The sequence below is a fragment of the Sporomusa intestinalis genome, assembly GCF_055383785.1.
In genome coordinates this window covers 387455-402105 of record NZ_AP042390.1, presented here as the reverse complement: position 1 = coordinate 402105, position 14651 = coordinate 387455, and the positions used below count along the sequence as shown (strand labels likewise).

Here is a 14651-nt window from a genome sequence, read left to right as displayed (position 1 = left end):
GCTTATGCGTCAGCCCGTGCATACCCAAGAGAGATTGGTTTTAGCGGGCATCGGTCCGCTCACTTGCCGGTGCCTTGCCCTTGGGCTTTCGCTGGAGATACCCGGAAAACATGGCTTGAAGCTTAGCCGGATCCTCGGTAAAAACCAGGTATAGATGCCAGGGGATTGTTGCCACAAAAAACATGGCAATGGCGTAAAAAACAATCCTGCTCCCCGTCAGGCCTCCCACCGGCCGGCTGAGCCAGGAGGCATAATCCGGCGCCAAGTGCGGCAGGGCAGCCAGACCTGACAACATAACGGCCAGGCACCAGGCAGTAAATAAGCCTTTTTGCCCGGGATTATAACGGCCATAATTCGGATGGTTTCTCTCAATAAAAAGCGCATAGCGGAAAAAGCTGCGTAAATTGGGAATATCCCGGCTGGTAAACAATATCTCCGTGTATTTGCCGGTAACCGCATAATAATAAATTTGCCCTACCAGATTGATTAGCAGAATGATTCCCGCCAGGGTATGGGTTTTGCGCAGCAGGCCAAAAGGCAGGTTGCCCGTGGGATCGTGCAGGTACAGCCCTGTCAGCACTAAGTATGCGATAGATAAGACGGTGATCCAGTGAAAAATTCGCACAGCTAGAGGATGTAATAATAGTTTCATAAATATAAAATCCCCCGGACGGGGGATTTTAATGTACTTATAATTTAAGATGGACTTTGGGAATATTTTTCCCATAAAAAATTTCGGCCATTTCCTTCTTAAGCCGTTGTTTTATTTTTTTCTTTTCGCCGACCAGCAATTCTTTTTTGGCCGTACCAAACAGATAATTGTCCAGATCAAATTCCTTCAGGAGCATTTTCGTATGAAAAATATTTTCCTGATATACATTGACATCTATCATCTGATAGTGGTCACGGTTGTCACTGGAAATATAATTTTGAATCGAGTTTATTTTGTGATCGATAAAGAATTTTTTGCCATTCACATCACGGGTAAAACCGCGTACCCGGTAATCAATAGCCGCAATGTCGGGGCGAAAGGTATTAATTAAAAAATTAAGGGCCTTAAGCGGTGAAATCTGGCCACAGGTAGATACGTCGATATCAGCCCGGAAAGTGCTGATCCCCTCATCCGGATGGCTTTCAGGATACGTATGGACCGTGATATGGCTCTTATCCAGATGGCAGACCACCGCCTCCGGCAGCGGCTCATTAAGCTCACACTCACCGCAGTCCTCGCTATCTACCGGCTCTCCGGGCTGATTGACCAATTCTTCTGAGATCAGCATGGTAACACTGGCCCCCTGCGGGTCATAATCCTGCTTGGCTATATTTAAAATATTGGCGCCAATCATATGAGCCACTTCGGTAAGGATATTGGTCAGCCGTTCCGCGCTGTATTCCTCATCAATATACTCTATATACGACTGGCGGTGTTGCGGCGTTTTTGCGTAGCAGATATCATACATATTGAAACTAACCGTTTTGGTGAGATTATTAAATCCGTAAAGTTTTAGCTTCTTAATTGATTTAATTTCCATCTGGCGTTGTCTTCTCCTCACAGATATAATATTGGCTACAACCAAAAGCGCAGCAGCGATCAGTCTCGGTCTTGCTATTTAAACACAAATATTTCTGTAAAGCAACAAAAAATCCTCTAAAAATTATACCACAACAAGCCGAAAAGTATAGGGTAATTAACGGAAAATTTTTGGACCTGCAGCTGTCGCTACAGGTCTTACATAGTTTGCCCGTTAGTTAATTTACTATTTAAAAGTAACGATATATTTTTCAATCATTTTTACGGGATAATACGATTCCTTGGCTTTACGCAAACCTTCCAGCCCCATATCTTCTTCCCGGTTGATATATTCAAGGTGCTGCCAGGCATGCTCGCAAAACTTCTGATTAATAACCGGATATACCCCGCGAATATCAGGATTGGCCTTTTCCACATGAATAACCGCCATATTGTCATTTAGCTGTTCGCCAAAGGTAAAGCCTTCTACCTTGCCGCCAATGGTAATGAGCCCGCCCTGTAAATTAAGCTCTGTCCAATGGGTAAGCACTTCAATGATAGCGTTGTTTTCCCCGCGCAAGGTCGGATCATCGTCACAGCCTTTTTTCCGGCACCACTCCAGCTGGTTTTCAATACAGTGGGGAACCCACGCCGGTGTCAGCTGCTCATATTGGTAGTTTCTGTAAGTGCGCATAAAGCTGTTAATATGGTTTTTCTTACTGTGATACTTACGGCCTTTTAATTCAATTAAATCCTTGCTATGATAAACATAATCGAAATTGTCCCGGTCCCCGGTAAAATTAAACCGCCCAGGCTGCCAGGCTTCAATCAGGTCAACCATGAATTTCTCCACCCCCCGGATGACAAAGGGCAGGTTGTGCAGGGCAAAGAAGGAGCGCATAGCTTCAAGTACCGGTGCGATTGCCTCGTCAGGGCCAAATGGCTGCAGCATATACTGCTGACCGTCATAATCAGCTTTAATCAGCAGGCAGTTGTGCTGTTCCGCCCACTTAATAGAATATATGTTGCGCCACATAAATAAATTAGTGAAGTTTAAATGAGCATTTTCGTAGCGCCGCTGGCCAAAATACTGATCAAACAAAGGTTTTTGCGCTAAGGTAATCTCTTGAAAATTGATAAAAAGCCCCCCAATTATTAAAATATAGACTGGCCTTATTGCCCAAGCTAAGCATTTAGTAGTACCCTTTATTATATTCCGGACATTACGAACACGCAATACAGAGGCGGAGGTGATAATATGTCAAAACGGGCCCCTGTTATATTATACGGCGATTGTCCTTATCTTAAAAGGCGCCACAGCATAATTGCCGTATATCAGGAAACCCGCATTCCGGGTAAAACAGTGCCACACTATCATGTCCAGGAAGCAGAATGTGATTTTGAGGAGGAATGCCCTCTGGAAAAATGCCCGTTGGCCGAAAATGCCCCCAAGCACCCTCCCGGTATAGGCCTGGGGTAACAGGGGAAACCGGCGCCAAAGGGACGGTTTTTGACCTGCATTTATGTGCACGCTAAAAATCGTCCCTTTTGTTATGCTAATTTTTGTACAAGCTCCAGGCGCTCCCCATCGGGGCCGGTGAAAAACATAATTTTTTGCCGGCCCACTATCCGTGGCTGCGCAAACAGTAAGGGTACATCGTGCTGTCGCAGCTTCGCAATCTCGGCTGTAATGTCGCTTACAAAAAAGGCAATATGGTCAACCCGCCCGGCATTGCGGCCAGGGGCAGGGTCTGCCCGATACTGGATAAGTTCGATTGTCAGCCGGCCTGCCTTAATAAAGATAAGGCGAATCCGTTCATCCTCGTATTGGTCTGCCACCTGGCAGCCTAACACCCCGGTATAGAATGCCAGAGACCGATCAGCATCTGCAACCACCAGACCCACATGAGCCCCCTCCAACAAAGCTACTCCTCCTTTACCACTTTCCGCCAGGTAAAAATAAAGTTAGCGCCCTGACCTTCAGCCGAAATAACGCTCACCGAACCGCCCTGACTTTCCACTATCTTTTTCACAAGCGCGAGGCCAACGCCTGTACTCTCCAGTGTATCACGCGGCTGCAGGGTTTGAAACATTTCAAAAATTTTGTGATGATAGTCGGCAGCAATGCCCGGCCCGTTATCAGCCACACTAAACTCCAGCCAGCTCCCTAAATCACTAACCGTGATCCATATCTGACCGTCCGGTTTGTTGTGATGGCGAATAGCATTGCCGATAAGATTGGCAAATACCTGCTTGAGCCTGATCCTGACGGCGATAATCTCAGGCATCTGAGCGGCAAATTGAATCGACAGCTCCCTGGCCGGAGCCAGATCCTCAATCACTTCGGCAACCAGCTCACTGACCTTGACCGGCTCGGCAGCCGCTTTAATCCTGCCAATACGTGAGTATTCCAGTATCCCTTCAATCAGCTTTTCCAGCCGCCGGACCCGTCCCCGCAACAGCTCTATTTTATGCCGTGTTTCCGCCTCAAGGCTGCCTCCTAAATCCTCTTCCAGCCACTGCGACAAATTGGCGATGGCCCGCAGCGGCGCCTTCAGGTCGTGGGAAACGACATAGGCAAACTGATCAAGCTCCCGGTTGCTGCGCTCCAGTGTCCGCATATATTTGGCCAATTCCTGCTGCTTGCGCCGCAGCTCGTCTTCACGCAGCCGTACAGCCTCGGCCATGGATTGAAAGTGCTCCGAAATTGTATTGATCTCCGAAAATTCATAACGCGCCAACGGCAGATTATAATCGCCCAAAGCTACCTGCTGGGTTTTGCGGGCCAATACAGCAAGGGGCATTAAAATCCTTTTCAGATTACCCATGGCGATAAAAACCGCTAACACTAAGGCCAGAAGCGAACCGGCAATAAATATATTCCGGGTATGATTCACCGGGGCAAAGGCTACGTCGGTCCGTTGGGCCACAACGACCGGCCAGCCTGTCGGCTTAACTACAGCAACAGTAACAAGATAATTGTCCCGCCCCTGCCTGATATTCATGATCCCGGCCTTTCCTGCCAGGGCAGCTGCAATAAATTCCCGGTCGCCGATATTGCGCTGGTACACCTGCTCCTGGTCACTATGCCCGATATAAGTGCCTTCCTTGTCAAGAATAGCAGCCCAGCTATGGGGATTATTGCCGCCTTTCGCTGTCAGTTCATTCAGCTTGCTTAAATTGATATAACCGACGATCACGCCGCTCCCGGTTGGCCTGGTAATCGACAGGGTCGGCTGGCCCGTATGCGGCGAGATAAAGGTAGTTGACCAGTGCACCCGGGCAGTTTGCTTAGTGGCCTGAAAAAAAGGCTGCCTTGACAAATCAAGAGTCATATAGCTGGGATCAGAAGGCGAGGCAAAGACCGAGCGGCCCTCTTTATCAGCCACATGTACCGCATCCAGATAGGAATGGCTGGCAACAAGGGTGTCCAGATAGTGCTGGGTCTGGCGGTTGTCAAAGCCCCCTGCCTCCAGCGTAATAGCGGCCTGACTGATGACAGCATCAGCCATCGCCAGGAAATCCTCTGTTCCTTTTACCAGGTCATTGGCCATTTGCGTGTTATATTTAACGACTTGCTCACCCATACTGCGAGACAACAACGTAATTGTAATCACGCTGATAATAAGGATCGGCAACGCGGCGGCGACGATAAAATATAAAGTCATGACCTGTTTTAGGCTGCCTGCAATCTTGCTCATATGCCATCTGCTCACTTTAATTAATCAGGGGTGTAAACTGACCGTCCTTTACAAGAATCAGTCCCTCAGGGCGCTGACTATCCCCTGTCGCATTAATAACAATCTCACTCCATAATCCCGGAAACTGGCGCTGGGCTAAAATTGCATCCCTGACAGCCCGGGCTTCGGTATTGCCTGCTCGCTTAATGCCGGCCACCAGCAATTGCGCAGCCTCGTAGCCATAAGCAGCCGCATAGTTGGGCCTGCTGCCAAACCGCTCCTGGTAGACACGGGCAAACCGGCTGTAAGCTATTCCCTGCGGATCAGGAATAAAGGGGCCGCTGAAAATAACCCCTTCCACCGCACTGCCGCCGTGGTGAATAAAGTCGTCGGTCATTGCCCAGCTGCTGGAAAATACAGCCATAGCAGCATGATCCTTCTTGAGCCATTGACTAAGAACCGCAGCATCCACTGCACCGGCAATAATAAGTACGCCCTCCGGCCAGTAGCCGGCTACCGTGGTTACCAGCTTCTCAAAATCCACGCTCTTGCCTGATATAAACGAATAGGCAATCGCAACCGTGCCGCCAAGTTCCTCATATTCAGCCGTAAAAGCCTGTAGCCAGGCCTGAGAAAAATCCCCATTGGTTATATCATAAATAACGGCCATTTTTTTGAGCCCAAGCGTATCGGCCGCATAAGCCGCCTGCGCTTGGGCCGATACACTAAGAGGCGGCATCACGGTGACCAGGAAGTCATCCCGGCCGCTCAGACTGTCCGCCCGCGCCGTCGGACTTACAATCAGGGCTTGGCCGCCGGCAATTACCGGCAGCGAAGCGGCTGCTGCCACACTGGTCATATGCCCGACAATCGTTTTTATGCCGGCGTTAATGAGTTCTTCATCAACAAGGCGGACTACCTCAGGATCATTCTTATCGTCTTTAACAACAAGCTGAACCTGACGGCCGTCAATACCACCGGCCGCATTTATTTCCTCAACCGCCAGAATTACCCCGTTGCGGCCGGCAACCCCAAGATCAGACTGCCGGCCGGTTAAACCGGCAACAAAACCGATTTCAAGCGGGGCCCGGTCAATACAGCCGGCAGCGACCAGGGTTATGAGCAGGAATATTGTTAAAGCTGCCGTCTGAAAACGTCTCACAGTTGGCACAATATCCCTCCATCCGACAATTCATTCTTGGTAATTTAATTAGCCATGAAAGAATTATTTTCCTGCTCCCGCTGCCTGCTATTCAACGGAAATATTTAACGCCGCCCTGAAACAACTGCTGGTCTTTGGTTCCGGGAACGTTAACGGCCACATGGCTGCCAGTCCGTTCCGAATGACCCATTTTCCCCAGCACCCGCCCGTCAGGACTGGTAATCGCCTCAATGGCATGGCAAGAGCCGTTCGGATTAAATTTGCCGTCATAAGTGGCACGGCCGTCAAAATCAACATACTGGGTGGCAATTTGTCCATTTGCCGCCAGGCCGATGATGTCCTCTTCCCGGGCATAAAACCGGCCTTCGCCGTGCGATGCCGGGATAACAAACACATCACCGGGTTGAGTATAACTCAGCCAGGGCGACAAGGTGGAAACGACCTTAGTCTGGACCATGGACGAAATATGCCGGCCAATTGTATTAAAAGTTAAGGTCGGGCTGGCGGCTGTCAGGTCACGGATTTCACCATAAGGAACAAGTCCCAGCTTAATAAGCGCCTGGAACCCGTTACAAATCCCCAGCATCAAACCATCACGCTGCTCTAAAAGCTCGGTCACGGCCTCCTTCACTAGGGGATTGCGAAACATAGCGGCGATAAACTTGCCTGAACCGTCAGGCTCGTCGCCGGCACTAAAGCCCCCTGGCAGCATCACAATCTGAGCGGTGCCTATTTGCCGGGCCAGCACGCGGATAGACTCTTCAATCTGAGCCGCAGTCCGGTTGCGGATCACCAGGATTTCCGGCCGGGCCCCGGCCTGGGCAAACGCTTTGGCCGTATCATATTCACAGTTAGTACCGGGAAATACCGGAATCAGCACCTTCGGCGCGGCAATACGGACTGCCGGCCGGCAGCGGCGGCGGTTTTGATAATAACTAAAACCAGCCGGCTCACAGGCAGCCGGTTCTGTGCGGACAGGAAACACCCTCGCCAGCGGTTGTTCCCAGGCGGCAAAAGCTTCTTCCAGGGCAATCTCGGTGTTATTAACATGAATAACAGGAGTGGCTGTTGTCTTGCCAAGCAAGGCATAATCCACACCGGTTAATTCCTTTTCCGGCTGTACCTCGGCCGGCAGTTCCAGCACCAGCGAACCGTAATCCGGAATAAACAAGGAAGTCTCCGTAACGGCGGCGGTAAACCGGATGCCAATGCGGTTGCCAAATGCCATTTTGCAGACAGCTTCGGCTACGCCTCCCAGTTTAACCGTATAAGCGGCCAGAATCTTGCCGGCTGCAGCCAGCTGACGCACACGGTCATACGCTATAGTTAAGGCAGCAAAATCCGGCATTTCGGTTGCATCGCGCCGGGCCCGGACCAAAACCACATTACTGCCGGTCAGCTTAAACTCCTGGGAGACAACATGCCGCACATCGACTGCCGTTACCGCAAAGGCCACCAAGGTAGGCGGTACAGTAAGCTCTTTAAAGGTGCCTGACATGCTGTCTTTGCCGCCGATAGCCGGGATGCCCAGCTGTTTTTGCGCATAAAACGCTCCCAGCAGCGCACTGAAGGGCTTGCCCCACTTTACCCTGTCCTTGCCCAGCTTTTCAAAGTATTCCTGCAAAGTCAGCCTGACTGTGCGGAAATCGCCCCCTAAGGCGACAACCTTGGCAATAGCCTCAATCGTGGCATAAACCGCACCGTGGAAAGGACTCCAGGCCGAAAGTCCGGGATTAAAACCATGGGTCATGATTGTCCCGGTCGTGGTATCTCCCGCCAGCACAGGCAGCTTGGCGGCCATGCCTTCGGCGGGCGTATCCTGGTATTTGCCGCCAAAAGGCATCAGCACCGTAGCGGCGCCAATACTGCTGTCAAAGCGCTCAACAAGCCCCTTCTGGCTACAGATATTCAGGTTTTGCAGCATCCCCAGCCAAGCGGCCTTCAGGTCTGACAGGCTTTTACCGGCCAGGGCCGGCAGGCTTTCGAAATAGCTGTTGGCCGGCGGAGCAGTCACAGCTACGGCCGTATGCTGTTTGATGCCATTCGTATTCAAAAACTCCCGGCTGATATTGACAATAGCCTGGCCGCGCCAAAGCATCTGCAAACGCTTATTGTCAGTAACGGTGGCAACAATAGTCGCCTCCAGATTCTCCTCATCGGCGTAGTGGATAAATTGCTGCGCATCGGCTGCGGCAACCACCACTGCCATCCGTTCCTGCGATTCCGAGATAGCCAGCTCGGTGCCTGTAAGACCCTCATATTTTTTAGGAATGGCATCCAGGTTAATATGCAGACCGTCGGTCAGTTCACCAATGGCCACAGACACGCCGCCGGCGCCAAAATCATTGCAGCGCTTGATCATGGTACTGGCTGCCCGCCGGCGAAACAGGCGCTGGATTTTGCGCTCTGTAGGCGGATTTCCTTTCTGGACTTCGGCCCCGCAATTCATAAGCGACTCCTCCGTGTGAGCCTTGGAGGAGCCGGTTGCGCCGCCACAGCCGTCCCGGCCGGTACGGCCGCCTACCAGAATGACAACGTCGCCTGGTTCCGGCATGGCGCGCACCACATTCTCTTTGGGCGCCGCTGCGATGACCGCCCCAATTTCCATCCGTTTCGCAATATACCCCTCATCATAGATCTCAGACACCTGGCCTGTTGCCAAACCAATCTGATTCCCATAAGAGCTATAGCCGGCCGCTGCGCTTGTCGTTATTTTCCGCTGCGGTAGCTTGCCCGGCAGCGTGGCTGCCAGCGGGGTACGGGGATCACCGCTGCCGGTAACACGCATCGCCTGGTAGGCATAAGAGCGGCCTGACAGGGGATCACGGATGCAGCCGCCCAGACAGGTAGCCGCTCCCCCGAACGGTTCAATCTCGGTGGGGTGGTTATGAGTTTCATTTTTAAACATGACCAGCCAGTCTTCCGTCCGGCCCTCGATATCAGCAGGCACAATGATACTGCAGGCATTGATTTCTTCCGATTCATCCAGATCAGTAAGCTGCCCGCGTTTTTTCAGTTCTTTCATTGCCAAAGTGGCTATATCCATGAGGCTGACGTCTTTGGCCCGGCCGTTATAGACAAACTCCCGTGCTTGTAAATACGCTTGATAAGCCGTTTCCACCGGCCGGGAAAACCGGCCCCCGGCAATGGAAACCGACTGAATCTCTGTCAGGAACGTCGTATGCCGGCAGTGATCCGACCAATACGTATCAATGACCTTAATCTCGGTGATGGTCGGCTCCCGGCGCTCCGTATCCCGGAAATATTGCTGACAATAAACCAAATCCTCAAAGCTCATTGACAAGCCCTCTGTGTTCATAAACTCTACCAGGTCCTGGGGAGTTTTTGTAATAAAACCCTGCAGCACCAATACATCGCCGGGAACACAGCACACCATAGTTAGTGATTCCGGTTTGGCCAGCGAAGCTTCCCGCGCCTCAACCGGATTAATGCAATACCCCTTGATTTTCAATAGTTCCTGCTCACTGATTTCGCCTGTCAAAACAAGAACCTTCGCCGTATTCACAGCCGGCGGCTCCTGCTGGGTTACGATCTGCACGCTTTGTGCCGCCCAGTCGGCCCGCTGGTCATACTGGCCCGGCAAATACTCTATCGCAAATACATGGTCACCGTCTTTACAGTCAAGCTTCTCAAAATATACAATATCCACAGGCGGCTCGGAAAAAATGGCAGGAACGGCACTGGCAAATTCCTGTTCCGTCAGCCCGGCCACATCGTAGCGGTTCAGGACCCTAACCGACTGTAAGCCCTTTATCCCCAGATTCTCTTTCAGATCAGAATATATGCCTGTCGCCTCAATTTGAAAGCCAGGCTTCTTCTCGACAAATATGCGACGTATTATCTCTTTTACCCTGTCCAAATTATCCGCCTCCTATCTTTACATTCTTATCGTAACACAATATAATTAATAATAAAAATTAATAATAATTATTTTATTAATAAGGAGAAATTATATATATGGATATTAGTTTTGAGCTGTATAAGGTATTCTACCATGTTGCGGCAACCTTAAGTTTTACAGAAGCCGCCCTGCAGCTGCATATTTCCCAGTCTGCCGTCAGCCAGTCGATTCACTTGCTGGAAGAAAAACTCAACAGCCGCCTGTTTTCCCGCACGACCAAACAGGTACGGCTAACCCCGGAGGGAGCCATGTTATTTTCCTTCGTAGAACAAGCCTACCAATTCCTCAGGACAGGCGAGCGCAATATCCAGGCTGTTCATTCTCTGGCCCGGGGTGAGCTTAGAATTGCCGCCAGTGACACGCTGTGCAGATATTATTTACTATCCTACCTAAAACAATTTAATAAGTTGTACCCCGCCATCAAAATCAATATCACCAACAGGACATCGCCGGTATGTACTGAACTTGTCCGCAAAGGCCTGGCAGATATAAGCTTTGTTAATCTGCACCCCGAACTGCAGCCCCCAGCGGAAGAACTCACCAGCAAGCTCTCTGTTACCAAACTAAATGTAATCCATGATGTCTTCGTGGCGGGAAAAGATTACTATTCCCTGCGTCACCACAAGCTCTCCATAAAAGATCTGGCTAAGTACCCCATCCTGGTTCTGGAAAAAGACACGGTTACCCGCAGCTTCTTTGACGCCTTGCTTAAGCGCTATCAGGTATCCATAACCCCCGAAATAGAGCTCGGCAGCATTGATTTGCTGATTGATCTGGCCCAAATCGGGCTTGGTATTGCCTTTGCCCCCCAGGAATACATGACCGACCAGCTCGCACAAAAAAAGCTATTCCTTGTGACAATTAGCGAGGATATCCCGCCCCGTTATTTAGGAGCGGTCACCAACAGTACCGTACCGCTGCCGGTCGCAGCCCAGAAATTCATGAACCTGATCACAGCAGCACAGTAAATAAAATCCGCAAAGACTGGACAAAAAAGCAACCCTGGCCATAGGCTTGAGCTGCTTTGCTTACAATAACTTGTTCCTGCGGGAAAGTACGGTGCTCGCCCTGCAGGCCTGATTAAAATGTAATTTACAGGAATAACATGAGAAACTTATACATAAGTGCACTTGTTACTGCACTGAACGGAATGGTCAGTATCCAGGCAAACAGCATTTGCTGGGCTACGCCCCACCGTACAGCGGAAATCCGTTTGGCCGAACCAACCCCCATAATCGAGCCAGATACCACATGGGTAGTACTGACTGGCAGGTGCAGATTCGTAGCTGCAAAAATAACCATTGCCGAATTCATATCGGCAGCAAAGCCATTGATAGGCTCCAGTTTAAAAATCTTACCGCCCATAGTCTTGATAATTTTCCAGCCGCCAGCGGCCGTCCCCAGGCCCATGGCGGTGGCACAGGCAATTTTGGTCCACAGCGGGACCTCTAGTGACGGTATCTGCCCTGAACTCAAAAGAGCCAAGGTAATAATTCCCATCGCTTTTTGCGCATCGTTGGAACCATGGGAGAAAGACATCAGACTGGCGGAAAGAAGCTGCATTTTCTTGAAGCCGGTATTTAGCTTCCCCGGCTCCTGCCGCCCGAAAATCCACATCATAGCAATCATGATAACATACCCGCCAGCCATCGCAAGCAGCGGCGACAGGACAAGGGAAAGGACAATTTTTTCGACACCCGTAAGGTTGATGGCGCTAAAACCGGCGCCTACTATAACCGCTCCCAGTACGCCACCAACAAGCGCATGGGAGGAACTGCTGGGAATGCCAACCCACCATGTAATCAGGTTCCAGACAATAGCCCCGAACAAGGCGGAGATAATGACCGGCTGACTCACTAACGAAGCTGACTTAACCAGATCGCCGCCGATTGTCTTGGCTACCCCGGTACTATACAGCGCCCCGGCGAAATTAAGAATAGCGGCCAGTATTACAGCGTACTGAGGATCCAAAGCCCGGGTCGATACCGAAGTGGCAATGGCGTTGGCTGTATCATGAAAGCCGTTGATATAGTCAAAGGCCAGCGCCAAAAAGACCACAATATAAACCAGCGTCATATCAGGCATACTTTACGATGACTCCCTTTAATAAATTGGCGATATCTTCACAGATATCAAGAGTCTCTTCCAGATGCAGCAGGATTTCTTTCCATTTGATTATTTCAATAGGATCATTGCATTCTCTGAACAGTTTGGCCATCTCCTGCCTGTATAGCCGGTCTCCCTGTGACTCATATTCAATTATCCGGGCACAGCGCTCTTCCAGCTTATCTTTTTGCTTTTTAATTTCAGGCAAATGACTGAACGCTTTATCAATCTGTTTGGCACTTTTAGCTACCAGTTCGGCAAGAGCTTTGGCCCCTTCTGATGCCGTACCGGCGTTGTAGAGTTCCATACGTTCAATCGTGCCCTGCATACAGTCTATAACATCATCAAGTTTATGAGCAATGCTATAGATGTCTTCCCGGTCAAGGGGCGTAATAAATGTTTTGTGCAGCAAGCCAACAATTTTAGCCGTATTCTCGTCAGCCTTGTTCTCCAGTTCGTCGATTTGAGCCATTAATTCAAACAAATCTCCGTCTCTGTTCAGCGCCTCCTGCAAAACTTCGGCTGCATCCCGAATAAGTTGAGTATTTGCCAGAAGATAACCATAAAATTTTTCTTCACGGGGCTTTAAGCCAAATCCCATACTTAGCCTCCTCAATTTGTCGGATTCAAACTGATTATAGCATATACCCTCAGGCTTTGTTAACTAATTGTAAAGAAATGTTAAGATTCGGTTAATTTAAGCCTACTGTCTACGAGTTAGCCACCAGGACAATACCGGCCAGAATCAAGACCATTCCGCCCAGTCTAAGCAGGCCAATCGCCTCATGAAACAGAAAAAAAGAAGCAATAAACACCAGTACGTACCCTAAGCTGATAAGCGGGTAGGCATAACTTAGTTCAACCGTGCGCAACGCATAAATCCAGAGCAGCGTACTCACTCCATACAAGCCTAAACCGGCAAGTATTGGCCAGGCGGCTATCATCTTCACCAGCAAAGAACCGGTGTCCGGAATACGGACAGCACCAAACTTAAAGGCAATTTGCCCAACAGCCCCCAGTAAAATAGAAAATAATATAATATAAATATCTTTCATCTCATACACCATCCTGTGGTCAGGGTTGAGCGCTGATAACCCAAAGCTTGTCTTTGGTAGTATATTCCCTTTTGGCGGAGGTATTCCTGCAAGCTGTTATCCATCTTCCCGGACAGTTTGCCCATTTACCGACCAGGGCCTTAAGGTGACATTACCAAGGCATGATCAACAGACGCGCTCAGTTCCCGGCTGCAGCCAAACCCGGCAGTCATGGCCGCATTACTTGACGTCGGCCAAATTGTCATTTATCGTTAAACTAGTACCTTATCTTTCTTAAAAGCGAGGGAATAGTTTGCGTAGATTTTTTCGCAATGCAAGGCGGAGGACGCTAACTGATTCAGTAAGATCTGCTTTCATAAGGCCGGTAGGTGATGGGTCTCTTATTACTTGCGCGGGCCGCGCATATCGGACATATGTAAGGCGACGACAACGAAGCAGTGCGGGAAAAGATGCGCAAACTATCCTTGGTTTTAAGGGAGATGAGGTACTAGATGCATTACTGCCGCATATAAGGGAGGCGCTTACCGTGGCCAACGCTGTCAGGCTTGCTGAACTGGACATAGTACGGGGAATAGCAATATTGTTAATGATCATTTTTCATACTGTATTTGATTTGGCTTTTTTTTATGACTGGCCGATTAATTATTTGGCAGGCTTTTGGTACTACCAGGGCAAATCCGCCGCCATATTATTCATGCTGGTATCCGGTGTCAGCAATGTTCTCAGCCGCCGGCCGCTGCGCCGCGGGCTGATTGTATTTGGCACCGGTCTGCTCATTACGGTCATTACCTATTGCTACAACCCTGCCGTTTATATCCGGTTCGGCATTCTGCACCTGCTGGGCGCGGCCATGCTGGCCGCCCCGCTCCTTAACAAGGGCAGCGCCCTGGCGCTCAGCATCGCCGGCACATTGAGCCTTGCTCTTGGCAATGCCTTTTCTCAGCTGACAGTAACCACCGGCTGGCTGATACCTTTTGGTCTCACGCCGGCAGCCTTTACCTCCCTTGACTACTACCCCCTGCTGCCCTGGCTGGGTATTATCCTCTACGGTATGGCTATAGGCAAGCGATTGTATCCTGTCAGCCAAACACGGTGGCCGGCCGCAGCAGGCTGCCGTCCCTGCCGCTGGTTAGGCTGGCTGGGCCGAAGGTCGCTGCTTATCTATCTTATACACCAGCCGGTCATATTGGCACTCCTGCACATAATAAAGCCCTAG

The 14651-nt window shown here is 50.2% G+C and carries 13 protein-coding genes; 3 read left to right on the top strand and 10 right to left on the bottom strand.

Going from position 1 to position 14651, the window contains the following annotated elements; all coding sequences use genetic code 11:
- Positions 1-40: 40 nt before the first annotated feature.
- The 3 genes from ACZ481_RS01855 to ACZ481_RS01845 form a co-directional block, all read right to left on the bottom strand.
- The gene (locus ACZ481_RS01855) at positions 41-652 is read right to left on the bottom strand and encodes a cytochrome b/b6 domain-containing protein (RefSeq protein WP_464768504.1); all 612 of its coding nucleotides are present in this window, start codon (positions 650-652) and stop codon (positions 41-43) included.
- Between the two features lie 37 nt (positions 653-689).
- On the bottom strand, positions 690-1532 hold the full coding sequence (gene speD / locus ACZ481_RS01850; RefSeq protein ID WP_464768503.1) for an adenosylmethionine decarboxylase: 843 nt from the start codon (positions 1530-1532) through the stop codon (positions 690-692).
- A gap of 225 nt (positions 1533-1757) precedes the next feature.
- Complete coding sequence (locus ACZ481_RS01845) at positions 1758-2612, bottom strand: DUF2156 domain-containing protein (protein WP_464768502.1); 855 nt, start codon at positions 2610-2612, stop codon at positions 1758-1760.
- 156 nt (positions 2613-2768) lie between these two features.
- On the opposite strand from ACZ481_RS01845, the gene ACZ481_RS01840 reads away from it, so the two are divergent.
- Positions 2769-2990 (top strand): hypothetical protein, encoded by a 222-nt coding sequence (locus ACZ481_RS01840; protein WP_464768501.1) that lies wholly within the window; start codon positions 2769-2771, stop codon positions 2988-2990.
- Positions 2991-3061: 71 nt separating this feature from the next.
- Here the strand turns inward: ACZ481_RS01840 and ACZ481_RS01835 are convergent, their stop codons facing one another.
- From ACZ481_RS01835 to ACZ481_RS01820, 4 genes are all read right to left on the bottom strand, one after another.
- Positions 3062-3433 carry a VOC family protein gene (locus tag ACZ481_RS01835; protein ID WP_464768500.1) on the bottom strand — a complete coding sequence of 124 codons (372 nt, stop codon included), beginning with the start codon at positions 3431-3433 and terminating at the stop codon, positions 3062-3064.
- A gap of 2 nt (positions 3434-3435) precedes the next feature.
- Positions 3436-5211, bottom strand: a complete 1776-nt coding sequence (locus tag ACZ481_RS01830; protein ID WP_464768499.1) for a sensor histidine kinase — start codon at positions 5209-5211, stop codon at positions 3436-3438.
- A gap of 16 nt (positions 5212-5227) precedes the next feature.
- Entirely contained in the window at positions 5228-6361 is a 1134-nt protein-coding gene (locus ACZ481_RS01825) for an ABC transporter substrate-binding protein (RefSeq protein ID WP_464768498.1), read from the bottom strand.
- An 82-nt stretch (positions 6362-6443) separates the two neighbouring features.
- Positions 6444-10232: a phosphoribosylformylglycinamidine synthase gene (locus ACZ481_RS01820; protein WP_464768497.1), complete on the bottom strand. Its 3789-nt coding sequence runs from the start codon at positions 10230-10232 to the stop codon at positions 6444-6446.
- A gap of 98 nt (positions 10233-10330) precedes the next feature.
- Here ACZ481_RS01820 and ACZ481_RS01815 point away from each other — a divergent pair, with 98 nt between their 5' ends.
- Positions 10331-11242, top strand: coding sequence for a LysR family transcriptional regulator (locus tag ACZ481_RS01815; RefSeq protein ID WP_464768496.1), 912 nt, complete (start codon positions 10331-10333; stop codon positions 11240-11242).
- Positions 11243-11366: 124 nt separating this feature from the next.
- On the opposite strand, the gene ACZ481_RS01810 is transcribed toward ACZ481_RS01815, so the two are convergent.
- The 3 genes from ACZ481_RS01810 to ACZ481_RS01800 form a co-directional block, all read right to left on the bottom strand.
- Positions 11367-12359: an anion permease gene (locus tag ACZ481_RS01810; RefSeq protein WP_464768495.1), complete on the bottom strand. Its 993-nt coding sequence runs from the start codon at positions 12357-12359 to the stop codon at positions 11367-11369.
- On the bottom strand, positions 12352-12981 hold the full coding sequence (locus ACZ481_RS01805) for a DUF47 domain-containing protein (RefSeq protein ID WP_464768494.1): 630 nt from the start codon (positions 12979-12981) through the stop codon (positions 12352-12354). Before ACZ481_RS01805 ends, ACZ481_RS01810 begins: the two co-directional genes overlap by 8 nt.
- 109 nt (positions 12982-13090) lie before the next feature.
- The gene (locus ACZ481_RS01800; RefSeq protein ID WP_464768493.1) at positions 13091-13435 is read right to left on the bottom strand and encodes a DMT family transporter; all 345 of its coding nucleotides are present in this window, start codon (positions 13433-13435) and stop codon (positions 13091-13093) included.
- Between the two features lie 526 nt (positions 13436-13961).
- Between ACZ481_RS01800 and ACZ481_RS01795 the strand changes: the two genes are divergently transcribed.
- On the top strand, positions 13962-14651 hold the full coding sequence (locus ACZ481_RS01795; protein WP_464768492.1) for a heparan-alpha-glucosaminide N-acetyltransferase: 690 nt from the start codon (positions 13962-13964) through the stop codon (positions 14649-14651).

Bases quoted from the DNA above. Each gene is read 5' to 3' on its own strand.
- ACZ481_RS01855 (WP_464768504.1), bottom strand. From the start codon at position 652: ATGAAACTATTATTACATCCTCTAGCTGTGCGAATTTTTCACTGGATC.
- speD (WP_464768503.1), bottom strand. From the start codon at position 1,532: ATGGAAATTAAATCAATTAAGAAGCTAAAACTTTACGGATTTAATAAT.
- ACZ481_RS01840 (WP_464768501.1), top strand. From the start codon at position 2,769: ATGTCAAAACGGGCCCCTGTTATATTATACGGCGATTGTCCTTATCTT.
- ACZ481_RS01830 (WP_464768499.1), bottom strand. From the start codon at position 5,211: ATGAGCAAGATTGCAGGCAGCCTAAAACAGGTCATGACTTTATATTTT.
- ACZ481_RS01815 (WP_464768496.1), top strand. From the start codon at position 10,331: ATGGATATTAGTTTTGAGCTGTATAAGGTATTCTACCATGTTGCGGCA.
- ACZ481_RS01810 (WP_464768495.1), bottom strand. From the start codon at position 12,359: ATGCCTGATATGACGCTGGTTTATATTGTGGTCTTTTTGGCGCTGGCC.
- ACZ481_RS01805 (WP_464768494.1), bottom strand. From the start codon at position 12,981: ATGGGATTTGGCTTAAAGCCCCGTGAAGAAAAATTTTATGGTTATCTT.
- ACZ481_RS01800 (WP_464768493.1), bottom strand. From the start codon at position 13,435: ATGAAAGATATTTATATTATATTATTTTCTATTTTACTGGGGGCTGTT.